At 68.5% G+C, this 22314-nt stretch carries 21 protein-coding genes and 1 pseudogene; 5 read left to right on the top strand and 17 right to left on the bottom strand.

All coding sequences use genetic code 11. From position 1 onward, the window contains the following. Window positions 1-11: 11 nt before the first annotated feature. The 11 genes from ACNUDN_RS07910 to ACNUDN_RS07860 form a co-directional block, all read right to left on the bottom strand. On the bottom strand, window positions 12-1520 hold the full coding sequence (locus ACNUDN_RS07910; protein ID WP_419121432.1) for a serine/threonine-protein kinase: 1509 nt from the start codon (window positions 1518-1520) through the stop codon (window positions 12-14). A 27-nt stretch (window positions 1521-1547) separates the two neighbouring features. Continuing rightward, a complete protein-coding gene (locus ACNUDN_RS07905; protein WP_419121431.1) occupies window positions 1548-2702 on the bottom strand; it encodes a BTAD domain-containing putative transcriptional regulator in 1155 nt (384 codons plus the stop codon). A 128-nt stretch (window positions 2703-2830) separates the two neighbouring features. Then, a complete protein-coding gene (locus ACNUDN_RS07900; RefSeq protein ID WP_419121430.1) occupies window positions 2831-4318 on the bottom strand; it encodes a hypothetical protein in 1488 nt (495 codons plus the stop codon). A gap of 109 nt (window positions 4319-4427) precedes the next feature. Then, on the bottom strand, window positions 4428-5054 hold the full coding sequence (locus tag ACNUDN_RS07895) for a dTMP kinase (RefSeq protein ID WP_419121429.1): 627 nt from the start codon (window positions 5052-5054) through the stop codon (window positions 4428-4430). A gap of 68 nt (window positions 5055-5122) precedes the next feature. Then, a complete protein-coding gene (locus ACNUDN_RS07890) occupies window positions 5123-5605 on the bottom strand; it encodes a hypothetical protein (RefSeq protein ID WP_419121428.1) in 483 nt (160 codons plus the stop codon). A 1-nt stretch (window position 5606) separates the two neighbouring features. After that, window positions 5607-7064 (bottom strand): adenosylhomocysteinase, encoded by a 1458-nt coding sequence (gene ahcY / locus ACNUDN_RS07885; RefSeq protein ID WP_419121427.1) that lies wholly within the window; start codon window positions 7062-7064, stop codon window positions 5607-5609. A 190-nt stretch (window positions 7065-7254) separates the two neighbouring features. Next, window positions 7255-7908, bottom strand: a complete 654-nt coding sequence (alkX, locus tag ACNUDN_RS07880) for a TetR family transcriptional regulator AlkX (RefSeq protein ID WP_419125059.1) — start codon at window positions 7906-7908, stop codon at window positions 7255-7257. A gap of 35 nt (window positions 7909-7943) precedes the next feature. After that, window positions 7944-8123 (bottom strand): rubredoxin, encoded by a 180-nt coding sequence (locus ACNUDN_RS07875; RefSeq protein WP_059099021.1) that lies wholly within the window; start codon window positions 8121-8123, stop codon window positions 7944-7946. Window positions 8124-8206: 83 nt separating this feature from the next. Continuing rightward, a complete protein-coding gene (locus ACNUDN_RS07870) occupies window positions 8207-8368 on the bottom strand; it encodes a rubredoxin (RefSeq protein WP_419121426.1) in 162 nt (53 codons plus the stop codon). Then, entirely contained in the window at window positions 8365-9543 is a 1179-nt protein-coding gene (locus tag ACNUDN_RS07865) for an alkane 1-monooxygenase (RefSeq protein WP_419125058.1), read from the bottom strand. Before ACNUDN_RS07865 ends, ACNUDN_RS07870 begins: the two co-directional genes overlap by 4 nt. A gap of 288 nt (window positions 9544-9831) precedes the next feature. Next, complete coding sequence (locus ACNUDN_RS07860) at window positions 9832-11310, bottom strand: APC family permease (RefSeq protein ID WP_419121425.1); 1479 nt, start codon at window positions 11308-11310, stop codon at window positions 9832-9834. A gap of 57 nt (window positions 11311-11367) precedes the next feature. Between ACNUDN_RS07860 and ACNUDN_RS07855 the strand changes: the two are divergent. Continuing rightward, window positions 11368-12728: pseudogene (locus ACNUDN_RS07855) on the top strand (FAD-dependent oxidoreductase). On the opposite strand, the gene manA reads toward ACNUDN_RS07855, so the two are convergent. The 4 genes from manA to ACNUDN_RS07835 all read right to left on the bottom strand — a co-directional run bounded on the left by manA (window position 12673) and on the right by ACNUDN_RS07835 (window position 16928). Further along, window positions 12673-13899, bottom strand: coding sequence for a mannose-6-phosphate isomerase, class I (manA, locus tag ACNUDN_RS07850; protein WP_419121424.1), 1227 nt, complete (start codon window positions 13897-13899; stop codon window positions 12673-12675). The pseudogene ACNUDN_RS07855 and the gene manA overlap by 56 nt on opposite strands. 5 nt (window positions 13900-13904) lie before the next feature. After that, window positions 13905-15020, bottom strand: coding sequence for a TobH protein (locus ACNUDN_RS07845; protein WP_419121423.1), 1116 nt, complete (start codon window positions 15018-15020; stop codon window positions 13905-13907). Next, on the bottom strand, window positions 15017-16411 hold the full coding sequence (locus tag ACNUDN_RS07840) for a phosphomannomutase/phosphoglucomutase (RefSeq protein ID WP_419121422.1): 1395 nt from the start codon (window positions 16409-16411) through the stop codon (window positions 15017-15019). The genes ACNUDN_RS07845 and ACNUDN_RS07840 overlap by 4 nt, the downstream gene beginning before the upstream one ends. A 97-nt stretch (window positions 16412-16508) precedes the next feature. Next, window positions 16509-16928: a DUF3499 domain-containing protein gene (locus tag ACNUDN_RS07835; RefSeq protein WP_419121421.1), complete on the bottom strand. Its 420-nt coding sequence runs from the start codon at window positions 16926-16928 to the stop codon at window positions 16509-16511. A 131-nt stretch (window positions 16929-17059) separates the two neighbouring features. Here ACNUDN_RS07835 and ACNUDN_RS07830 point away from each other — a divergent pair, with 131 nt between their 5' ends. Next, entirely contained in the window at window positions 17060-17482 is a 423-nt protein-coding gene (locus ACNUDN_RS07830; protein ID WP_419125057.1) for a metallopeptidase family protein, read from the top strand. Window positions 17483-17560: 78 nt separating this feature from the next. Here ACNUDN_RS07830 and ACNUDN_RS07825 read toward each other — a convergent pair whose 3' ends face one another. Continuing rightward, window positions 17561-17962, bottom strand: coding sequence for a WhiB family transcriptional regulator (locus ACNUDN_RS07825; protein ID WP_419121420.1), 402 nt, complete (start codon window positions 17960-17962; stop codon window positions 17561-17563). 290 nt (window positions 17963-18252) lie between these two features. Between ACNUDN_RS07825 and cofD the strand changes: the two genes are divergently transcribed. The 3 genes from cofD to ACNUDN_RS07810 all read left to right on the top strand — a co-directional run bounded on the left by cofD (window position 18253) and on the right by ACNUDN_RS07810 (window position 21285). Beyond that, entirely contained in the window at window positions 18253-19251 is a 999-nt protein-coding gene (gene cofD, locus ACNUDN_RS07820) for a 2-phospho-L-lactate transferase (RefSeq protein ID WP_419121419.1), read from the top strand. After that, entirely contained in the window at window positions 19248-20588 is a 1341-nt protein-coding gene (locus ACNUDN_RS07815) for a coenzyme F420-0:L-glutamate ligase (protein WP_419121418.1), read from the top strand. Before cofD ends, ACNUDN_RS07815 begins: the two co-directional genes overlap by 4 nt. Window positions 20589-20733: 145 nt before the next feature. Continuing rightward, the gene (locus tag ACNUDN_RS07810) at window positions 20734-21285 is read left to right on the top strand and encodes an NUDIX hydrolase (RefSeq protein ID WP_419121417.1); all 552 of its coding nucleotides are present in this window, start codon (window positions 20734-20736) and stop codon (window positions 21283-21285) included. Window positions 21286-21401: 116 nt separating this feature from the next. Here ACNUDN_RS07810 and ACNUDN_RS07805 read toward each other — a convergent pair whose 3' ends face one another. Next, entirely contained in the window at window positions 21402-22268 is an 867-nt protein-coding gene (locus tag ACNUDN_RS07805) for a putative endonuclease domain-containing protein (RefSeq protein WP_419121416.1), read from the bottom strand. Between the last annotated feature and the right edge of the window lie 46 nt (window positions 22269-22314).

Below are 22314 nucleotides of genomic sequence, written 5' to 3'. Positions count from 1 at the left end.
CGATTCGGCCGCTACGTGGAGTCCACCCACCAGCTGTAGAGCGCGTTCATGTCGTTGCCCTGCGCGGTTCCCAACATCAGATCCGAGGTCTTGGTCCAGACGATGTCGGCCCGACCGGCGAAGGAGCCGCACGCCAGCTTGCCTTCGGGGGTGTCGGGGCTGTCCCCGTAGTCCCAGTCGACGGGGGACTCGCCGGCGCCGGGGCAGGCGGTCAGTTGATCCTCGGTGAGCACGGCGGTGAAATCGTCCTCCAGCTGGTCGCGGTCGCTGTAGAGGGCATAGAAACCGCGTTCGTGGCCGTCTCCGCTCGCGGTCGGTTTGCAGTCCACCGCGGCGATGGCGTTGTCCCAGTCCTTGTTCGGCGTGCATGTCGTTGCATCCGGGACCAGGGCCAGCAGTTCGCGTTCCCCCGGGGTCAGCACACCGGCGGCGGTGGCGGGGACACCTCCGGCGTCGTCGGGAGCCCGGGTGACGGTCACGGTCGTCGACGCTGACCGCATGTCCCCCGCCGACGGGACCACCGTCCAGGCGATGACGCCGACGGCGACGACGACTGCGACGACGGCGAAGGCGCCGCCGATCAGCAGCGCGCGGCGCCCCCGGGGGCGCGCGGGGGCCGCAAGCTCCGGCACCGGCGCGGCGGGGACGGTCGGCAGCGCATGGTGGGCGACGGTGTCGGCGGGTGGCCGGGCACCGGACAGTGCGTCTTCGGCGGCGCGGGCCAGGGCACCCGCTGTCGGGTAGCGCTCGTCGGCGCTTTTGGCCATCCCCTTGGCGATGACGGCGTCCAGCGAGGCCGGTATGCCCGGTCGCACGTGGCTGGGTTTGGGCGGTGTCTCCATCAGATGTGCGGCGATGAGCGTGCTGACGTTGTCGGCCGGGTACGGGCGCGCACCGGTCAGGCACTGGTAGAGCACACACGCCAGCGCGTAGACGTCGACGCTCGGCGTCACCGGTTTGCCGCCGAACCGCTCGGGCGCCATATAGGCGTAGGTGCCGATGGTGGAACCCTTTTCGGTGAGGGTCCGGTCGGTGGCCGCGCTGGCGATGCCGAAGTCGACGAGGTAGGCGAAGTCGCCGGAGGTGACGAGGATGTTCTCGGGTTTGACGTCGCGGTGCGCGATTCCGGCGGCGTGTGCGGCGTCCAGGGCCGCGGCGACCTGCCCGATGAGCGAGACCGCCCGCCCGGGTTCCATCACCCCGACACCGGTGAGCACGGTGGCCAGGTCGGTACCGTCGATCAGTCGCATGTCGACGAACAGGTGGCCGTCGATCTCGCCGAAGTCGTGGATCGGTACGACGTGCGGCTCCTGCAGTCGCCCCGCGGCGCGCGCCTCGCGTTGCAGCCGTTCGCGGAATACCGGGTCGTGGGACAGGGTCTCGGGAAGAAGTTTCACCGCCACCACGCGTCCTTTGACGGTGTCTTCGGCTTCGTAGACCTCGCCCATGCCGCCACGGCCGATGAGCCGGGTGAGGCGATAGGGGCCCAGTGTGGAGCCGACCCGCGCGCTGTCGCTCATCGGTGGCGCTTCGCGGCGGCGACGCGATCACGCATCGGCGGCCGACCCGGTGGGATGCTCGGTGTCGGGATGACCAGCGGTGGAATGCTCGTAGGTGAAGACGTGCCCACAGATCCGGATCTGGTCGCCATGGGTCAATGGTGCACTGCCCTGAATCCGTCGCGCGCCCACCTCCACGCCGTTGGCCGATCGCAGGTCGTTGATCGCGAAGCCGGTGCCGGTGTCGATGATGGCGGCGTGGTGCCGGCTGACCTTCGCGTCGTCGAGCACGATGTCGTTGTCGGGGAGGCGACCTATTCGGGTGGCCAGGCTGTTGAGCGGATGGCGGATGCCGGTGGCCTCGACCAGCCAGGCGACCGCGGCGCCCGAGTCGATCTGGGTGCGTTGCTCCAGCACGGTTTCGGCGCCGGCGGCTGCCCGTGCGGGCCCGCGGATGTCCAGTGGGAGCTGGCGCAGGATCTTGCCGTGCAGGTCCTGCACTGTGGGCCCGGGATCGATGCCGAGCTCGTCGGCGAGTGTGGTTTTGAGCCGCTGATAGGCGGCCAGCGCCTCGGACTGGCGCTCGGTGAGGTAGTAGGCGCTGATGAGTTGCACCCAGATCGGTTCGCGGTAGGGGTTTTCGACAGCCAGCTGTTCCAGCTCCCCGATGACGTCGGCGGCGCGGCCGCACGCCAGTTCCGCTTCGGCATGGTGGGTGGCGACCGTCAGCCGCTCCTCGTCGAGCGCCGCGGCGAACGGCCCGACGAACGAGAACGCCCGCAGATCCTCCAGCACCGGGCCGCGCCAGTGCCGCAAGGCGGTGGACAGCCGACGGCGCGCGGTCTCGAAGTCGCCGACGGCGGCGGCCTGCACACCGGCGGCTTTGTCGGCGGCGAACCGGTCCAGATCGCAGGCGGTGTCCGCGACTTTCAGCCGGTAGCCCGGGGGGACACTGTCCAGTACGTGGTGCGGGGTCAGCAGCCGGCGCAGGTTCGACACATAGGAGTGCAGGCTGGTGCGTGCTCCCGCCGGCGGGGATTCACCCCAGAGCGCGTCGATGAGGGAATCCACGGCCACGGGTCGGTTGCGGTTGATCACCAGCATGGCCAGCAACGCCCGCAGTTTGGGGGTTCCGACCGCGGTGTCGGCGCCGTCGACGGTGAGCTTGAGCGGACCCAGTACGGCGAACTCCAGTGCCCCCATTGCTCGCGTTCGCCTCTCCGTCGGTAGTTGGCTGTGGTCATTCTGACCCACGATCGCCGTCGGGCGGCTGCCCCAGACACGGTTTGGGGGGCGTGGGCTGCTGCCCACGCCCCCCGGCGCCGCTGTTCTCAGTTGCGGTGCCGAAGCCCGAGCGCGAGGGCCGCCCCTCCGAGCCCCAGCGCTCCGGCAGCTCCGGCGACCCAGATCGGCACCGAGGTGCCGGAGTCGGTCGGTGACGTGGCCGCGGCCAGCGCGACGTCGCTGTAGCCGGGCAGCGGCACCTGGGCGGGCTGGGTCAGACCGGGCAGTTGCACGGTTTCGGTGATGTCGAACTCGCGTTCACCGGACACCGTGGTCCACTGTCCCCAGGCTTCGACGGCGCCGTCGATCAGCACGTGGCGCGCGCCGATGGCGGTGTCGTCGCCGAGGTCGGTGACGGACGTGACCCGGAAGGGCTGCGAGGTGCCGGTGGCATACCGCAGCCGCACCAGGACGTCCCGGTAGGACGGCGGGGTGGGCAGTTTCGGCGCGGGGGCCTGGCCGGGCGCCGGCACGCGGCCTCCTCCGGTGAAGCTGCCGACCGAGACGTTGCTGACCGCGCCGGACGGGGTGGTCACCACGGCGGTGAACCCGTAGTTGCCGGGTGTCGGGGTCTGCAGCACGATCTGCTGCAGCGGCGGGATGGTGACGATGCGGGGCGCGCCGTCGTAGGTGTAGGCCAGCCGCAGCGGGCTGCGGTACGGGTTGGTCAGGATGGGCCGGTAGTAGGAGTCGTAGCTGATCCAGCTCGAATTCCAGGTTGTCACTTCGTGATTCCACGAGGTGGTGCCCTCCGAGCTCGCGTCCAGGACCAGGTTGGTCATGTCCTCCAGCTCATCGGCCGCGGCCGGCTGCGGATCGACCGGCACGGGGTCGGAGCTGCGGGCGAGATCCTCGTCGGATTGCGGGGCGGTCGCGACGTCGGCCCCTGGCGCCGCAGCCGGAGAAGCGTCCTCTGGTGCGGCGGGGTCCGCAGAGGGTGAAGCGTCCGCAGGCGACGCCGAGGGCGGGGTGTGCGAAGGGCCGGCGTCGGTGGGGTCCACCTCCGGGGCCTGCTGCTCCGGCGCTTCCTGCGCCGGCACATCCTGCACCGGGGCCTCCTGCACCGGCGCCTCCTGCACCGGCGCCTCCTGATCCGGCGCCTCCTGATCCGGCGCCTCCTGCACCGGGGCTTCCTGGACCGGGGCGTCCTGCACCGGGGCCTCCTGCTCCGGCGCGTCGGCGGTCGCCGGCTGCTCGACCTCTGCCGCAGCATCGTCGAACGCCCCACCGTCGTCCCCGGTGTCGTAGGCGACAGAACCGCCGTCGTCGCTACCGGTATCAAAGCCCCCGTCGTAGCCCCCGTCGTAGCCACCCGCGTCGTAGCTGCCGGCATCGGAGCCGCCGTCGAAGCCGCCGCCGTCCTCTTCGTCTTTCTTCATGACCGTCGAGGCCGGCACGGTCTGCGACGCGACGGCGCAGTTCGGGGCGGCCGAGATGGCCGGGCAGACCGGGGCGGCCGCGGCGGTGCCGGCGAACCCGAGGGCGGCGCTGCTGATCAGGCCGGCGGCCACGGTGGCGCGGATAACGTTCTTCATGTCGTCTCCTGTGCTGTGGTCCTGCGGATTTCGTCTGATCCGCAAGTGGTGAGCACAGCGTGGCGCCGCGGCCTGCCGGGATTCTTGAAGGATTCTTGAAGCGCGCCGGTCAGTGCAGCCGGCCGGCGAGTTCACCGGCGTCGACGTCCGGCGGAACCACCACCCACGGCCCACCCCACTGCGCTGCTGCCAGGTCGGAGTAGACCGCCGCGGTGCGGCGTTGCAATCCGTCGTCGCGCTCGTAGGCGTCGCGCGCCCGCTCGACGTCCTCGGCCGCCCTGCGCACCGCCCGCTGAGCCGCGAGCTCCGTCGGAACATCAAGCAGCACTTGCCAATCCGGCTTCGGTAGGCGCAGCCGTCCATACTCAAGGTCGTGCACCCATCCGACGACGTCGCCGTCGGCGCCTTGGTGCAGGCGCGCCGCGCTGTACGCGGCGTTCGACGCGACGTACCGGTCGAGGAGCACCACCGAGTAGGTGGACGTCAGTAGCTCGATTTCGTCGCGGGCACCGGCGCGGTCCATCGCGAACAGCACGGCCATCGCGTATACCGATTCGGCGAGATCGCCGTGCTCGCCGCGCAGCGCCTCGGCGGCCAGGTCGGCGGGTACCGAGACGGTGTATCGCGGGAAGGCCAGGGTGGCCACCGAGCGGCCGTCGGATTCGAACGCGGCGCGCAGCCGGTCGGTCAGCGTGCGTTTGCCTGCGCCGTCCAGACCCTCGATGACGATGAGCACCGGCCGAGCCTAATCGGTGGGTCCGGCGCGCCCTGGGACTACCTGGGCGCCTGCGCGCCGAAGCCCGGTCAGGACCCGATGCGGTAGGACTGCAGGACGACGGCGTTGCTCGGCGGATCGAGGAACACCCGGGTGCTGCGGCGGTCCCCGCCGAAGGCCATGTTCAGCTCGATGCCGGTCAGGAAGGGCCCGGGCGGCAGCTCGGGTTCGAGCACCTTCTGCACCGCCGGCACCTGCCCGCTGTCCTCCGGATAATTCCTGGCGACCAGCGTTTCCATCGTCTCGGGCCGCACCTCGACGACGGCGTCGATCCACACCACCTTGGTTCGGGGTGCGTCTTCGGCGCCGCTGTTGTCCCATTGGATCCACGAGGCCGATACCGGCCCGTCGAGGGCGGGGAACGTGACCGCCAGCTCCTCGGTGTCGTGCCGGACCTCGGGGGCGGGCCGGGACGCGGTGACGGGTTCGTCGAGCCCCTCGGACGGCTGGCCCTGACATGCAGTCAGGGCCAGCGTCACTGCGAGTGTCACCGCGGTGAGCAGTTTTGCCACGTCAGTAGCGGTAGTGCTCCGGCTTGTACGGGCCTTCGACGTCGACGTTGATGTACTCGGCCTGATCCTTGGTGAGCTTTGTCAGCGTGCCGCCGAGAGCCTCGACGTGGATGCGCGCCACCTTCTCGTCGAGGTGCTTGGCCAACCGGTACACCTCGTTGTCGTACTCGTCGTTCTTGGTCCACAGCTCGATCTGCGCGATGACCTGGTTGGAGAAGCTGTTGCTCATCACGAACGACGGATGGCCGGTCGCGTTGCCCAGGTTGAGCAGCCGGCCCTCGGACAGCACGATGATCGAGTTGCCGTTGTCGAACACCCACTCGTCGACCTGCGGCTTGATGTTGATCCGCTTGGCGCCGGAGCGCTCCAGGGCGGCCATGTCGATTTCGTTGTCGAAGTGGCCGATGTTGCCGAGGATGGCCTGCTTCTTCATCGCCTTCATGTGGTCGAGGGTGATGATGTCCTTGTTGCCGGTCGAGGTGATGACGATGTCGGCCTCACCGATCCCCTGCTCGACGGTGACCACGTCGAAGCCGTCCATCAGCGCCTGCAGGGCGTTGATGGGGTCGATCTCGGTGACCGCGACGCGCGCCCCCTGGCCGGCCAGCGACTCCGCGCAGCCCTTGCCGACGTCGCCGTAACCGCAGATGAGCACCTTCTTGCCGCCGATGAGGACGTCGGTGCCGCGGTTGATGCCGTCGATCAGCGAGTGCCGGGTGCCGTACTTGTTGTCGAACTTGCTCTTGGTGACCGAGTCATTGACGTTGATCGCCGGGAACGCCAGGGTGCCGGCGGCGGCGAACTGGGTCAGGCGCAGCACGCCGGTCGTGGTCTCCTCGGTGACACCCTTGACCGACTCGGCGATCTTGGTCCACTTGTCCTTCTCGTTCTCGAAACGCGAGCGCACGAGCGACAGGAAGACCTTCCACTCGGCCGGGTCGTCGTCCTCGGTGGGCGGCACGACGCCGGCCTTCTCGAATTCGGCTCCGCGCAGCACCAGCATGGTGGCGTCGCCACCGTCGTCGAGGATCATGTTGACCGGTTCGCCGGGCCAGGTGAGCATCTGCTCGGCGGCCCACCAGTACTCCTCGAGCGTCTCGCCCTTCCATGCGAACACGGGCACACCCTTGGGCTCCTCGGGGGTTCCGTGCGGGCCGACGACGACGGCCGCGGCGGCGTGGTCCTGGGTGGAGAAGATGTTGCAGCTGGCCCAGCGGACCTCGGCGCCGAGGGCCACCAAGGTCTCGATGAGCACGGCGGTCTGCACGGTCATGTGCAGCGAGCCCGAGATCCGCGCGCCCTTGAGCGGCTGGACGTCGTGGTACTCGTGGCGCAGCGCCATCAGGCCGGGCATCTCGTGCTCGGCCAGTCGGATCTCTTTGCGCCCGTATTCGGCCAGCGACAGGTCGGCGACCTTGTAGTCGATCCCGTTGCGGACGTCGGCGGTCAGAGCAGTCATGTAGAGCCCCTTTATTTCGTCAATTGCCTCTGAGCGCACGGGTGCGCCGATGGCGGCACCCATGCGAACAACCCCGGCCTGCGGGCTCGCGGGACAGGCGCTACGGCGCTCTGCCGGCCAGGGGCGTCTATGACACCGTAGCGCCTCGGGCCTGGGATCAGGGCACGGCCCCGTCCGCCCGCCGGCGTTCTCAGGGCTCGATGACCCCGTAGCGCTCGGCGAACGGCGTCATCAGTCGGGCCAGGTCACGGGCTACATCGTGCCCGCGGGCGGGGGTTGCACCGGAGTCGGCTTCCGGGGGCATGGAGATGTAGCTCATCGCCAGCCGGACGATGGCGCGGGCCAGCACCCCGGCGTCTTCCTCGCTGCACCGCACCCAGCTGGTCATGAAGGAGTCGGTGAGCTTGGTCGAACAGTGGGTGATGATCGGCGCGCTGTCGGTGGTGATCAGCTGCAGCAGGTCGGGCTTGGAGGTCCCGGTCAGCAGGGAGATGACCAGCGGGTCGGCCGCGGACTCGGCGAAGAAGTCGCGAAACCCTTGCAGGAACGCCGCATAGACGTCGCCGACGTTGCCGTTGATGGCGCCGTGGATCTGGTTGACGAGCCGGTCGGCCAGGCGCATCGCGTAGCCCTGGGCCAGACCCTGGCGCGAACCGAATTCGTTGTAGATGGTCTGCCTGCTGATGCCGGCGGCCTTGGCCACGTCGGACAGCGTGATCGCCGACCAGTCGCGGATGAGCAGCATCTCCCGCATCCCGTCGAGGATGGAGTCGCGCAGCAGCACCCGCGACGCTTCGGCGTAGGAGATTCGCTTGTCGGTAGGGCCGCTCACACGCGCGACAATAACCGGTCTCGTCGCGGCGCTCCCGGCCACCGCGGTCACGGCCGGGCGACCTCGACCATTTCGAAGTCGGACTTGGCCGCGCCGCAGTCCGGGCAGCTCCAGTCGTCGGGGATGTCGTCCCAGCGGGTCCCGGGCGCGATGCCGTCCTCGGGCCATCCTTTGGCTTCGTCGTATTCGAAACCGCACTGCACGCAGACGAACAGCTTGTAGTCCATGTCGTTTCCTTCCGTGATGTTGAGTCTGCGTTCAGGGCGAGGGTCTCTCGCACTTTCCCGCCCTGAGCGCAGAACCAATGGATCTAGACGGTGACAAAGTCGATCTTCTCCAGCACCGCGCAGTCCGGGCAGCTCCAGTCGTCGGGAACCTGGCCCCATTCGGTGCCGGCCGGAAAGCCCTCGCGCGGTTCACCTTTGGCCTCGTCGTAGACATAAGCACAGCCGGGGCACCGGAACGCGCTCATGCCTGGCCGCCTCGGACCTCGCCATTCCCATGACGGGCCAGCACCTTGTCCTTGACCCGGGGGTGGATGTTGACCCGGGTGATGTCGCCGTCGTAGTGCTCAAGCACGCGATGGTCCATCACTTTGCGCCACAACGGCGGGAAGTAGGTCAGACCGATCATCGACGCATAACCACTCGGCAGGTTCGGGGCGCCGTCCATGCTGCGCAGCGTCTGGTAGCGGCGGGTCGGGTTGGCGTGATGGTCGCTGTGCCGCTGCAGGTGGTAGAGGAACAGGTTGGTCACGATGTGGTCGGAGTTCCAGCTGTGCACCGGCGCGCAGCGCTCGTAGCGCCCGTTGTCGAGCTTCTTGCGCAGCAGGCCGTAGTGCTCCAGGTAGTTGACGGTTTCCAGCAGCGTGAAGCCGAACACCGCCGAGATCAGGATGTAGGGGACCAACGCCCAACCGAACACCGCGATCAGCGCACCGTAGAGCACCACCGACATCGCCCAGGCGTTGAGCACGTCGTTGGACCAGTACGTTCTTGGATCCCAAATGCTCCGCCCACTACGCTCCAGCCGCTTGGCCTCCAGTTCCCAGGAGGATTTGAGGCTGCCGAACACGCTGCGCGGCAAGAACTCCCAGAATGTCTCGCCGAAGCGCGCCGACGCCGGGTCTTCCGGGGTCGCGACGCGGACGTGGTGGCCGCGGTTGTGCTCGATGTAGAAGTGTCCGTAGCAGGTTTGAGCCAGGGTGATCTTGGCCAGCCACCGCTCCAGCGAGTCCTTCTTGTGCCCCATCTCGTGGGCGGTGTTGATGCCGACACCACCGAGCAGTCCGACCGACAGGGCCAGGCCGATCTTGGCCGGCCAGCTCAGGCCGCCGTCGAAGCCCAGCCAGCTGAGGTTCGACGCGGTGAACAGGTAGGCGCCGAAGATCACGCTGGCGTACTGGAACGGGATGTAGGCGTAGGTGCAGTAGCGGTAGTACTTGTCGTTCTCCAGCCGCTCCATCACCTCGTCGGGCGGGTTCTGGCCGTCGGGGCCGAACTTGAGGTCCAGCGCCGGCAGCAGGATGTAGAGCAGGATCGGGCCGATCCAGAGCGGCACCTGTGCGGCGGTGTGCCAGCCGAACTGATTGAGGGCCCAGATCAGCGGCACCATCACGAACAGTGCCGTGGGGGCGATCAGGCCCATCAACCACAGGTAGCGCTTCTTGTCGCGCCATTGCTCGACGTCGATCTCGGACTTCTCCGGTGCAGTCACCTCAGTGCTCCTTGCTGTGAGTGCGGTCACCTCTCGCTTTGGACTATAGCGCGCAATTTGTCGTTCGTCTAGACATAACGATCCGATTTGTAAAACACGCAGGTCGCGCACGGGTCACTGAAGGTGCAGTCGGTGAGAACGTCCGAACAGAGTCCGATCGCGCGCGGCGTCACCCGGCCGGTCCCCGCACTCAGCGGGTCCTGAGCGGGCGTGGGTGCTTCAGTGCGCCCGATTCCCCAGCAGCGAGTGCCGGCGGCCGTAGAGGAAGTAGACGATCACGCCCAGGCCCATCCAGATCAGGAACCGCATCCAGGTCAGCCCGGTCAGGTTCAGCATCAGCCATACACACGCGATGATCGCCAGGATGGGTAGCAGCGGCACCCACGGTGTGCGGAAGCCGCGCTTGAGATCGGGCCGGGTGCGCCGCAGCACGATCACCCCGGCCGACACCATCACGAACGCGAACAACGTGCCGATGTTGACCATCTCTTCGAGCTTGTCGATCGGGAACACGGTCGCGGTGATCGCGACGACCACGCCGACGATCAACGTGATCCGCACCGGGGTGCCGTGCTCACCGGTCTTGGCCAGCTGCCGGGGCAGCAGACCGTCCCGCGACATCGCGAACAGCACCCGGGTCTGGCCCAGCACCAGCACGATGACCACCGTGGTGAGACCGGCCAACGCACCGATGGAAATCACCTTGGCGGCCCAGTCCACGCCGTTCAGCGAGAACGCGGTGGCCAAGTTCTGCGTCTCGGCCTCGCGCAGCTCCCGGTAGCTCACCATGCCGCTCAGTACGACGGCGACGGCCACATACAGGACGGTGACGATGCCCAGCGAGGCCAGGATTCCGCGCGGCACATCCCGCTGCGGATTCTTGGTCTCTTCGGCGGTGGTCGCGACGATGTCGAAGCCGATGAACGCGAAGAACACGATGGACGCGCCCGCAAGAAGGCCGTACCAGCCGTAATGACTACCCTCGGCGCCGGTCAGAAGCGAGAACAGCGACTGGTCGGCCCCGGTTCCGCCTTCGCCGGGCTCGGGCGACGGGACGAACGGCGAGAAGTTCTCTGCCCGGACGTAGAAAGCGCCGACGATGACGACCAGCAGCACCACCGAGACCTTGATCGCGGTGATCGCCAGGCTCACCCCGGCCGACAGTTTGGTGCCCATCGCCAGGATCGTGGTGACGATCGCGATGATGACCATCGCTCCCCAATCCACTTGGAAGCCCGCCAGTTCCGTGGTGCCACCGGCAAACCCGAACACGGTGCCCAGATAGCTGGACCAGCCCTTGGCGACGACGGCGGCTGCCACGGCGAACTCCAGGATCAGGTCCCAGCCGATGATCCAGGCGACGAACTCTCCGAAGGTGGCGTAGGAGAAGGTGTACGCGCTGCCCGCGACGGGCACGGTGGAGGCGAACTCGGCGTAGCACAACGCTGCGAGCCCACACGCGATCGCGGCGATGATGAACGACACCGAGATCGCCGGGCCGGTGATGTTGGCCGCGGTGGAGGCGGTGATGGTGAAGATGCCGGCGCCGATCACCACGGAAACGCCGAAGACGGTCAGGTCCCACCAGTTCAGCTCCTTGCGGAGTCTGGTACCCGGCTCGTCGGTGTCGGCGATCGACTGCTCCACCGACTTCGTCCGCCGCCAACCCACCGTCTGCGCAGCCGGTTCCTGAGCCATCGACCGTCCCCCTTTCGTCATCGTTGCAGCGGAATCTACCCATTACCGTGGATTTCGATGACTCAGACCGCCAAACACGCCATCGTGATCGGGGCCAGCCTCGGCGGGCTGTGCGCCGCGCGGGTCCTGTCGCATCTGTACCGCCAGGTCACGGTGTATGACCGCGATCATCTGCCGGACGGACCGGCGCACCGTCCGGCCGTCCCGCAGAGCCGGCATGTGCACCTGCTGATGGCGCGCGGGGCCCAGGAGTTCGAGTCGCTGTTCCCGGGGCTGCTCGCCGACCTGGTGGCCGCAGGCGTGCCGATCTTGGAGAATCGGCCCGACTGCATCCATTTCGGCGCGGCCGGCCACGTGCTCGGAACCCAGCACCGGTTGCAGGACGAGTTCACCGCCTACGTGCCGAGCCGGGTGCATCTGGAGTGGCAGATCCGGCGCCGGGTCGCCGAGATTCCCAACGTGACGGTGGTCGACTGCGGTGTCGACGAACCCGTCTTCGACGGCCACCGTGTCACCGGCGTGCGGACCTCGCACGGATCGACCGTCGACGCCGACCTGGTCATCGACGCCACCGGGCGCGGCACCCGGCTCCCGGTCTGGTTGGCGCAGTGGGGTTTCCAGCGGCCACGCGAGGACATCGTGGATGTCGGGATCAGCTACGCCACCCACCAGTTGCGCATACCGGAGGGGCTTGTCGCCGAGAAGGTGGTGGTGGCCGGCGCGTCGCGTGCTCAGCCCCGCGGGTTGGGCATGCTCCATTACGAGGACGGCACCTGGGGTCTAACCACCTTCGGGGTCGGCAAGGTGGATCCGCCAACGGATTTCGCCGGTATGTGCACGCTGGCCGACGAAGTCCTGCCCGCACATCTGAGCAACGCGGTGCGCCGCGCCGAACCGTTGGGCGAGGTGGCGCTGCACAAGTATCCGACCAGCCGCTGGCGCCGCTACGACAAGCTGGACCGTTTCCCGGCCGGCATCCTGCCGTTCGGCGACGCGGTGGTGAGCTTCAATCCGACGTTCGGCCAGGGTATGACGATGACGGCGTTGCAGTCGGCGCATCTTCGCCGGGCGGTGTTGAGCGCAGACCCGCAGCGCATGTTCCTCAGGTCGACCGCCAAGACCACCTATCCGGTGTGGACGATGAACGCCATCGGCGATCTGACCATGCACGGCGCCCACGGCGTCATGCCGTGGTGGTACCGACCGGTCGGCGGTCTGTTCGACCAGTTCCTCGGCGCCGCAGAAACTGATCCTGTTCTGGCGGAGTGGTTTCTGCGCCGGTTCAGCCTGCTCGACAGCCTCTAATGGTTCCGTCGGCGCGGCTGATCGGCCGCACCATCGGACACAACATGACGCTGTGGGCTAGATCCCGACGGTCGTCCGGAACAGCCGGGTCGGCTCGTGTGCGACCAGCCTGATCGGCCCGTCGTCAGCCGAAACCCACGCTGCCGCACCCTGTTTGAGCACCACGGTGCCACCCTTGGCGTGTACGGTGGCGGCGCCCTGAGCGCACAGCAGAATCTGCGGGCCATCGTGGCGGGTGGGGGCGTCGATCTCGTGGCCGAGTTGCTCGCCCTCGATGCCCAGCACCGATACCGAGAATTCGGGCGCAGGAGTGGGATAGACGATTTCGGCGCCGTCGCGGTGGGTTTCGGGTCTGACCAGCACATCCTCGGCCGGGGTGAAATCCAGTACGCGCAGCAGTTCCGGCACGTCGACGTGCTTGGGGGTCAATCCGCCGCGCAACACGTTGTCGGAGTTGGCCATCACCTCCACGCCGATGCCGTGCAGGTAGGCGTGCAGATTTCCGGCGGGTAGGTACAGCGCCTCCCCTGGGGCGAGTGAGAGCCGGTTCAACAGCATCGATCCCAGCACCCCGGCGTCGCCGGGGTATCGCTCACCGAGCTCGAGCACCGTCTTGGCTTCGCGGGCGAACTCGCGCTGCCCTGATTGCACATATCTGATCGCACCGTCGAGCACCGCGGGCACCAGCACGTCGAGGTCGGGCTGCGGGAAGGTGATCCAGGTGGTGAACAGAGCCCGCAGTCCGTCGGCGTCGGATTGACCGTGCAGCAGGTTGATGAACGGGTCCAGTTGTGCCACGCCGAGCGCCCGCATCAGTTCCACCGATCGCGCCGCGGGCTGGAAGCCGGCGAGCGCCTCGAACTGGCTGAGCGCGACGATGATCTCGGGCTTGTGGCTGCGGTCGCGGTAGTTCCGGTTGGGCGCGGTGATCGGTATGCCTCTGCGGTCCTCGCGGGTGAAGCCCTCGATCGCCTGTTCGGTGCTCGGGTGCGCCTGCAGCGAGAGGGGTTCGTCGGCGGCGAGCACCTTCACCAGGAACGGCAGGGTGTCGCCGAATCGTCCACGCACCGCGGCGCCGAGTTCACCTTCTGGATCTGCGCGCAGGGTGTCCAACAGGGATCGCTCGCCGTCGTCGGTCTGCAGATGCGCCGGGTCGGCCGGATGGGCACCGAACCACAGTTCGGCTTGGGGATGCGCGGTGGGGCTTTTCGCCCCGACGAACTCGGCAATCGCGGTCCTCGAACCCCACGCATAGGTTCGCACCGCGCCTCTGAGCAGATGCACTCGCCTCAACCTCGAACCAGACGCTGGTAGACCGCCGCCATCTCCAGGCGGAGGGCCAACAGCGCCAATTGATGTTCGGGACCAGTGGATCCGGGCATCGTGGCTGAGCCCGGCTCGTTGTCCCCCCCTGGTGCCACGACGTCGGGAACGTCGTTGGCGTTGACGACCTGGACATCGTCGAAACCGCGCAGCCGCGCCGACACCACGGGTCGCTCGGCGTCCGAGGTGAGCACGATGGTGCGGGTGCGCCGCGGCAGCGGCCCGTCGATCTCCTCGTCGTGGAAGATCGAGGCCTCCCCCGCGCCCGCGTCCCGGCCCCAGCCCATTCCGATCGCGACCAGCGCATCGCTCAACTCCGCGGCGGCGACGCTCTGGTGGCCGACGCGCAGCATCACCGTGGCGGCGTGGCGGGCCAGCGCCAGGGTCGCGGCGGAGTCGCCGGCGAACACCACCTCGCGGCCCCGCATCCGATCGGCCAGTCCCTTGGCGGGATTGGTGAAAAGCTCTCGCCCGGCGCTGTTTCGGTACGCCTCGGCGTCCAGCGCGTCCGCCAGTGCGGCCAGGTCGACGGCGTAGCCGGGGATGATCACCTGCAGCGCAGCCAGGCCGGCCGCCAGATAGCGGACCAGGGTGAAGTCATCGGGCACCGGGATCCGCGGCGGCAGCGCGACCGAACGGCCGGCGGTCGCGTCGCGCAGCGGGCCCTCGTAGGGCGCGGCGACGATCACCCGGGCACCGCGGCGTACCCCGGTGGCGGCCGCGGTGACCAGCGCGGGGTCGCCCGGATCGTCGCCGGCGACGATCATCGCGTCGAGCGCGCCGATCCACGGCGGCGCCTCGGCAGCCATCACGATGGGCGCGCCCACCGAGCCGCCGAGCAGCGCGGCCAGCATGCTGCCCGCGGTCGCGGCCCTGCCGTGGCCGGCCAGCCAGATCACGGTGCGCGGCAGCGCGTCGGATCGGACCGCGTCGAGATCACCTTCGTCGAGCGCGGCAGCGGTGGCACGCACCTGCGCGCCGGCCATCGATGCGGCGCGCAGCAGGCCGAGACGGTCGGCGGCCAGCAACCCCGCGGCGTCGTCGAGGTCGACGCCGGCAGCCGACAGCGGGCCGGCGTTCACGTCGATTCCTCGGCAGCCGAGCTGATGTACCCGCCGATCTCGTCGACCAGCTCCTTGACTTCCTCGGCGCTGCGGGCTTCGACGTTGAGCCGCAGCAGCGGCTCGGTGTTCGACATGCGCAGGTTGAACCAGCTGCCGTCACCGAGGTCGACCGTCACACCGTCGAGGTGGTCGATCGCGTTGACCCGGTTCCCGAATGCCCGCAGGACGACGTCGACGACCGCGGGTGCATCGGTGACGGTGTAGTTGATCTCGCCGGAGCCTTCGTAGCGCTGGTAGTCGGCCATCATCTCCGACAGCGGGCGGTCCTGTTCACCGAGGGCGGCAAGTACGTGCAGCGCCGCCAGCATGCCCGAGTCGGCTCCCCAGAAGTCGCGGAAGTAGTAGTGCGCCGAGTGTTCGCCGCCGAAGATGGCTCCGGTCTCGGCCATCAACGACTTGATGTAGGAGTGGCCGACGCGGGAGCGCACCGGCGTGCCGCCGCGCTCGGTCACCAGCTCGGGCACCGCACGGGAGGTGATGAGGTTGTGGATGACCGTCGCACCGATCTCGCGCTGCAGTTCCCGCGCGGCGACCAACGCGGTCACCGCCGACGGGGACACCGCCGTTCCGGTTTCATCGACGACGAAACAGCGGTCGGCGTCGCCGTCGAACGCCAGCCCGATATCGGCTCCGACGGCGCGGACGTGCGCCTGCAGATCGACCAGGTTGGCCGAGTCCAGCGGATTGGCTTCGTGGTTGGGGAAGTTGCCGTCGAGTTCGAAGTACAGCGGCGAAAGCGTGACCGACGAAAGGGGTCCGAGCACGGCGGGCGTCGTGTGGCCGGCCATCCCGTTACCGGCGTCGACGGCGACGTGCAGCGGGCGTAGACCGGCGATGTCGACCAGCGAGCGCAGGAAGTCGCCGTAGTCGGCCAGCACGTCGCGATCGGAGACGGTGCCGCGCGGTCCGTCGTGGCCGGGCACACCGGCGATGACCTCGTCGCTGATCGTGGTCAACCCGGTGTCCTTGCCCACCGGTTTGGCTCCGGCGCGGCACAGTTTGATGCCGTTGTAGGCCGCCGGGTTGTGGCTCGCGGTGAACATCGCGCCCGGGCAGTCGAGCAGGCCCGAGGCGAAGTAGAGCTGATCGGTGGAGGCCAGACCGATCCGGATGACGTCGAGCCCCTGGCCGGTCACCCCCTCGGCGAAGGCCGCGGACAGCCCCGGCGAACTCTCCCGCATATCGTGACCGATCACGATCTGGGTGGCGGGCTGCGCCGCGTCGCGGACGAGTCGGGCGAACGCGGCGCCGACGTCGCGGACGAAACCCTCGTCTATCTCCTCGCCGACGAGTCCACGCACGTCATAAGCCTTGATGACGCGCTGCACCGCCGCGGCGGGACGAGACATGGGGCTCCTTCGACGATGAGACTGTCGGTGTTCAGCCTAGCCGTCGCGGGCGGTCCGTATGCCGACTCACCCTCGGAGGGCGGCGGTGCGGAATCGATCAGTCCGTCGGGTCGGGCAGCACCCGCAGGTGCCCGCGGCGGCGCCCGTTGGTCTCCGGGCGCCGGGCCGACGGGGCCATCAGCGCGCCACCGTGGACGCCGGTGACCGGGTCGGTGAAGCCGGTGGTGAACCCGGCGACGGGCGCGGCCGCTTCGCGCCCTTCTCGAACCGCGTCGGCCAACGCCACCAGATCGTCGTCGTCGGGATGGGACGGCAGCGGGCCGGCGTGCCGGACCAGCTCCCAGCCGCGCGGCGCGGTGATCCTGCCGGCATGCATGACGCACAGATCCCACGAGTGTGGCTCCGACACGGTGGCCAGCGGGCCGACGACGGCCGTGGAGTCTGAGTAGACGAAGGTGAGCGTCGCGACCGCATAGTGCGGGCACCCTGGCCGGCAGCAGCGACGGGGAACATTCACAGCGGAAGGTTATCGTGCGTGGTCGTCCCGGCTGCGTCGGACACGCGCGGACGCGGGAGGCCCGAAGCCCAACCGTTACGATCTTTTTCGTGACGAGGGGCCAGCACCGGGGGTCGCGGCGGGGCCGGGAGATGCGCGGGCCGCTGCTTCCGCCGACCGTCCCGGGGTGGCGCAGCCGCGCCGAGCGCTTCGATATGGCGGTGCTGGAGGCCTACGAGCCGATCGAACGGCGCTGGCACGAACGGGTGGCGATGCTCGACGTCGCGGTCGATGAGATTCCGCGCATCGCGCCCAAGGATCCCGACAGCGTGCAGTGGCCTGCGGAGGTGGTCGCCGACGGTCCGGTGGCGCTGGCGCGGCTCATCCCGGCCGGGGTGGATGTGCGAGGCAACTCCACTCGCGCGCGAATTGTGTTGTTCCGCAAGCCGATCGAGCGTCGGGCGAAGGACACCGACGAGCTGACCGAGCTGTTGCATGAATTGCTGGTGGCGCAGGTGGCCACCTATCTGGGAGTGGAACCGGCAGTCATCGACCCGACCCTGGACGAGGACTAGCAAGGGGTGAGCGTGGCGCGCCCGCAGGTCACCGTTGCGCGTGCCGCGGCCCCGGTGAACTGGTGGCGCGGTCGCGGATCAGATGATGCCGCGCTTGAGGCGCCGGCGCTCCCGCTCCGACAGGCCGCCCCAGATACCGAAGCGTTCGTCGTTGGCCAGTGCGTACTCCAGGCACGCGTCCTTGACCTCGCAGCCCTGGCAGATGCGCTTGGCCTCGCGGGTGGAGCCGCCTTTCTCGGGAAAAAAGGCCTCCGGATCGGTCTGGGCGCACAGTGCGCGCTCCTGCCACTGATCCTCGTCGGCGATATCGAAATCGTCGCCGAAAAAGTCACTATTGTCGGGCACCAAACTTAATTGGGGACGCCCATTTCCTGCACTTGGTGCCGGTCCGGTCTGGATGTGCGGCGCACTTCCTACCGAGCCGAGGAGCCTGCTGTCGAACCGAAGCGAATCACCGTAATCGGCCTGTTCAAATGCCATGTTCCCCTCCTCCACGGGTCTCGTAGTTCCGTATATGCCAGCCCCACTGTGAACGTGTGGCCATCCCAATTCGAACAAGTGATCGAATCTCGGTCTGCGACACCGGAACCGGCCGGAGAACCGCGAAATGACACTGCTGTGATTACACACGCGTTAGCTACTCCGGTCAAGCGCTAGAACAGGAATTCATACCATTCCGTGACTTGAATTCGGCGCGTCGCGCTGTGGCGTGTCTATCACGTCCCTCCCGCGGCGCACGTCCTGTGCCCAACGGCCTAGTCTCGTTCGTTGTGAAGGTCACGGTTCTGGTCGGTGGCGTCGGCGGTGCGCGCTTCTTACTCGGTGTCCAACATCTGTTGGGGTTGGGGCAGTTCGGCACTCACGATACCAATGAGCACGAAGTGACTGCTGTGGTCAATGTGGGCGATGACGCCTGGATGTTCGGTGTGCGCATCTGTCCCGACCTCGACACCTGCATGTACACCCTCGGTGGTGGCATCGACCCGGAACGCGGCTGGGGACATCGCGATGAAACCTGGAACGCCAAGGAGGAACTCGCGGCCTACGGCGTGCAGCCGGACTGGTTCGGCCTCGGCGACCGCGATCTGGCCACCCACCTGGTGCGCAGCCAGATGTTGCGCGCGGGCTATCCCCTCTCCGATGTCACCGAAGCGCTGTGCCGGCGGTGGGCGCCCGGAGCGCGACTGCTGCCCGCCAGCGACGACCGCAGCGAAACCCACGTCGTGGTCACCGATCCCGGCCCCGGCGAGTCGACCGGGGAGAAACGGGCCATCCACTTTCAGGAGTGGTGGGTCCGCCACCGGGCGCAGATCCCCACCGAGAGCTTCGCGTTCGTCGGCGCCGACAAGGCCTCGGCCGCACCCGGAGTCACCGACGCGATCGAGAACGCCGACATCGTGTTGATCGCGCCGTCCAACCCGGTGGTCAGCGTCGGCGCCATCCTCGCGATCGGCGGCATCCGCGGCGCGCTGCGCGCGACCAAGGCGCCGGTGATCGGCTACTCCCCGATTATCGCGGGGAAGCCGTTGCGCGGCATGGCGGACACCTGCTTGAAAGTGATCGGACTGCCCAGCACCTCGGAGGCTGTCGGCAACCACTTCGGCGCGCGAGCGTCGACCGGGATCCTCGACGGGTGGCTCGTGCACGAGGGTGACGACGCCTCGATCGAGGGTGTCGCCGTGCGTTCGGCGCCGTTGCTGATGACCGACCCTGCCGCCACCGCCGAGATGGTGCGCGCCGGAATGGAACTGGGCGGGGTCACGCCGTGAACGATCACGGCACCTCGGCACGCGTGGAAGTGCTTCCGGTGCACGGACTTCCGGAGTTCCGCCCCGGCGATGACCTGGCCGCGGCCATCGCCGGCGCCGCGCCCTGGCTGCGCGACCACGACGTCGTCGTCGTCACCAGCAAGGTGCTGTCCAAGACCGAGGGGCGGATGGTCGACGCCCCGTCGGATCCTGAGCTACGGGATATTTTGCGGCGCAGGCTGATCGACAACGAAGCGGTGCGGGTGCTGGCCCGCAAGGGACGCACCCTGATCACCGAGAATGCGCTCGGGCTGGTGCAGGCCGCCGCCGGGGTGGACGGTTCCAACGTCGACTCCAACGAGTTGGCGCTGCTACCGGTCGATCCGGACGGCAGCGCCGCTGCGTTGGTGGCCGCGCTGCGGGAGCGCCTCGGTGTGACGGTCGGCGTGGTGGTCACCGACACGATGGGGCGGGCGTGGCGCACCGGCCAGACCGATGTCGCGATCGGTGCGGCCGGGCTGACGGTGCTGCACGCCTATGCCGGTGAGCACGATCAGCACGGAAACGAGTTGATCGTCACCGAGATCGCGGTGGCCGACGAGATCGCCGCCGCCGCCGATCTGGTCAAGGGCAAACTCACCGCGGTCCCGGTCGCGGTGGTGCGCGGGCTGACGCTGCGCGACGACGGCTCGTCGGCACGCAACCTGGTGCGCGCCGGCGAGGAAGACCTGTTCTGGCTGGGCACCGAGGAGGCGCTGGCACTGGGCCGCTCCCAGGCTCAACTGATGCGCCGGTCGGTGCGCGCGTTCAGCGACGCGCCGGTGCCGGGCGGGCTCATCGAGGCGGCCGTCGGCGAGGCGCTGACCGCCCCGGCACCGCACCACACCCGGCCGGTGCGATTCGTCTGGGTGCAGGACGGTGCGGTGCGGGTGCGGTTGTTGGACAAGATGAAAGATCGCTGGCGCGCCGACCTGACCGGCGACGGCCGGGAGCCCGAGTCCGTCGAACGACGGGTGGCCCGCGGGCAGATCCTCTACGACGCGCCCGAACTGGTCATTCCGTTCATGGTCCCCGACGGGGCGCACAGCTATCCGGATGCCCGGCGGACCGCGGCGGAGCACACCATGTTCACGGTCGCGGCGGGCGCCGCGGTGCAGGGGTTGCTGGTGGCGCTCGCGGTGCGCGAAGTGGGCAGCTGCTGGATCGGGTCGACGATTTTCGCGCCCGAGCTGGTGCGCGCCGAGCTGGATCTGCCCGGCGACTGGGAACCGTTGGGCGCCATCGCGATCGGCTATCCGCGTGAGCCGTCCGGGCCGCGAGACCCGGTGCCCACCGACACCCTGCTGGTGCGTCGATGACATTCACCGCGCGCACGCCCGAAATCCGGCGACTCTCGGCGACAGGTTCGCAGTCTTCGGGTTCGTCTGCGGGTTCGTCTTCGGGTTCGTCGGCTTCGGGGCCGGTGGTTGCGGTTGCGTGTTGCCGGTTGTGTGGGGTGTGGGCATGAGTCTGCACCGGTCGGCGGTCGAGGTGCTCAGCGCGTGGCGGCCTGCCGATCATGCGCAGGATTCGTTGCGGCACGCGGTGTTGGCATTTCTGGACGTCCGCGACGACGCCTGCCTTCGCGAATGCGTGCCGGGCCACATCACGGGTTCGGCACTGGTCCTCGATCACAGTGGGCAGCATGCGCTGCTGACCCTTCATCCGCGGATCGGCCGCTGGCTGCAGCTCGGCGGTCACTGTGAGCCCGAGGACGAGACGATCGTCGCCGCGGCGCTGCGGGAGGCGACCGAGGAGTCGGGTATCGCCGGGTTGACGATCTCGCCGGAACCCGCGGCGTTGCACGTGCATCCGCTGACCTGCTCGCTGGGTGTGCCGACACGCCACCTGGACGTGCAGTTCGTGGTGCGCGCGCCCGAGGGTGCTGAAGCTTCGCGCAGCGACGAGTCGCTCGATCTGCGCTGGTGGCCGCTCGACGCGCTACCGCAGGACTGCGATTTCGGCCTGGCCCAACTCGCCGCCGTCGCCAAGGCACATCCCCACCCCGCGGCCTAACCCTCTCGCCCCCTGCCCTCGCCCCCTCGCCCCTCGCCCCTCTGCCCTCGCCCCCGCCCCTCTGCCCTCGCCCCTCGCCCCTCGCCCCTCTGCCCGCGAAAGTGCTCACACGGTAGTCAGGAAGCCCTCGGCACTACCGAGAATGCACTTTGGCGAAGCGCCCACGCTCGTCTGACCCTGGCGATCACGTCGGCGGGAACGTCTTCCTTGATCACTTTGATGTGCAGCCAGCCGCGGTCTCGGATCAGTCGCAACCGCTGCTCGTCCCAGATGTACTGCCCTCTGTTCTTCTGGTGATGCTCACCGTCGTACTCGACCGCGATCTTGACGTCCTCCCACCCCATATCCAGGTAGGCAAAAGGCACACCGCGACTGTCGATGAGCGGGATCTGGGTCGCTGGACGCGGGAAGTGCTTCATCAAAAGCAACCGTAACCAGGTTTCCTGGGGCGACTGCGCACCGCCGTCCATCAGTTCCAGTGCGGCGCGCAAACGCTTGAGTCCACGCGCGCCTCGGTACTTGGCGATAAGCGGCGCCACCCCGTCGGGCGTCAGACCCGTCGCGTTGGCCAGCGCGTCGAGATGCACCACGGCGCTGTTCAACGGCAGGTGACGGCCCAGGTCGAACGCCGTGCGCCGGACAGCGGCGACGGTGATATCGCCGATCCGCGTGACCTCATCGCAGCCGATGCGTTCGTTGCGACAACCGATCCCGGCCGGCGGGCGCTTGCAGTCGTGGATCAGGTCGACGGGCGCGTCGACGCTCATCCACTGCGCCCCGTGCAGCGCCGCGGCCGCTCGTCCGGTCACGATCGCGCGCCGACCCGACCACAGCCATGCGCCTGCCGCGTTGTCGATCAGCGACGGCGGCTGATCACGGGGCATATACACATCGGGATAGATCCGGCGATAGGAGTAGCGGAGCTGGCCCGGCGTCACCAAACCGCCCGCGACCGCTTCGCTGCCCAGAAAGACCTTGCCCATGCGGAAAGCCTGGGACGGTGGGGCGACACACCAGGGCCCAACCGCC

Origin of the sequence: Mycobacterium sp. smrl_JER01, assembly GCF_048513595.2 — a bacterium.
Lineage (GTDB): Bacteria > Actinomycetota > Actinomycetes > Mycobacteriales > Mycobacteriaceae > Mycobacterium.
The sequence above is the reverse complement of the archived record's forward strand: the minus strand, read 5'-3'. Positions and strand labels throughout refer to the sequence as shown.

Excerpts from the sequence above, each read along its gene's own strand:
- ACNUDN_RS07830 (WP_419125057.1), top strand. The coding sequence starts at position 17,060 with ATGCGCGGGCCGCTGCTTCCGCCGACCGTCCCGGGGTGGCGCAGCCGC.
- ACNUDN_RS07810 (WP_419121417.1), top strand. The coding sequence starts at position 20,734 with ATGAGTCTGCACCGGTCGGCGGTCGAGGTGCTCAGCGCGTGGCGGCCT.
- ACNUDN_RS07870 (WP_419121426.1), bottom strand. The coding sequence starts at position 8,368 with ATGAGCGCGTTCCGGTGCCCCGGCTGTGCTTATGTCTACGACGAGGCC.
- ahcY (WP_419121427.1), bottom strand. The coding sequence starts at position 7,064 with ATGACTGCTCTGACCGCCGACGTCCGCAACGGGATCGACTACAAGGTC.
- ACNUDN_RS07860 (WP_419121425.1), bottom strand. The coding sequence starts at position 11,310 with ATGGCTCAGGAACCGGCTGCGCAGACGGTGGGTTGGCGGCGGACGAAG.
- ACNUDN_RS07840 (WP_419121422.1), bottom strand. The coding sequence starts at position 16,411 with ATGTCTCGTCCCGCCGCGGCGGTGCAGCGCGTCATCAAGGCTTATGAC.
- ACNUDN_RS07900 (WP_419121430.1), bottom strand. The coding sequence starts at position 4,318 with ATGAAGAACGTTATCCGCGCCACCGTGGCCGCCGGCCTGATCAGCAGC.
- ACNUDN_RS07805 (WP_419121416.1), bottom strand. The coding sequence starts at position 22,268 with ATGGGCAAGGTCTTTCTGGGCAGCGAAGCGGTCGCGGGCGGTTTGGTG.
- ACNUDN_RS07910 (WP_419121432.1), bottom strand. The coding sequence starts at position 1,520 with ATGAGCGACAGCGCGCGGGTCGGCTCCACACTGGGCCCCTATCGCCTC.
- ACNUDN_RS07905 (WP_419121431.1), bottom strand. The coding sequence starts at position 2,702 with ATGGGGGCACTGGAGTTCGCCGTACTGGGTCCGCTCAAGCTCACCGTC.
- ACNUDN_RS07875 (WP_059099021.1), bottom strand. The coding sequence starts at position 8,123 with ATGGACTACAAGCTGTTCGTCTGCGTGCAGTGCGGTTTCGAATACGAC.
- ACNUDN_RS07865 (WP_419125058.1), bottom strand. The coding sequence starts at position 9,543 with ATGGGCCTGATCGCCCCCACGGCACTGTTCGTGATGGTGCCGCTGATC.
- ACNUDN_RS07825 (WP_419121420.1), bottom strand. The coding sequence starts at position 17,962 with ATGGCATTTGAACAGGCCGATTACGGTGATTCGCTTCGGTTCGACAGC.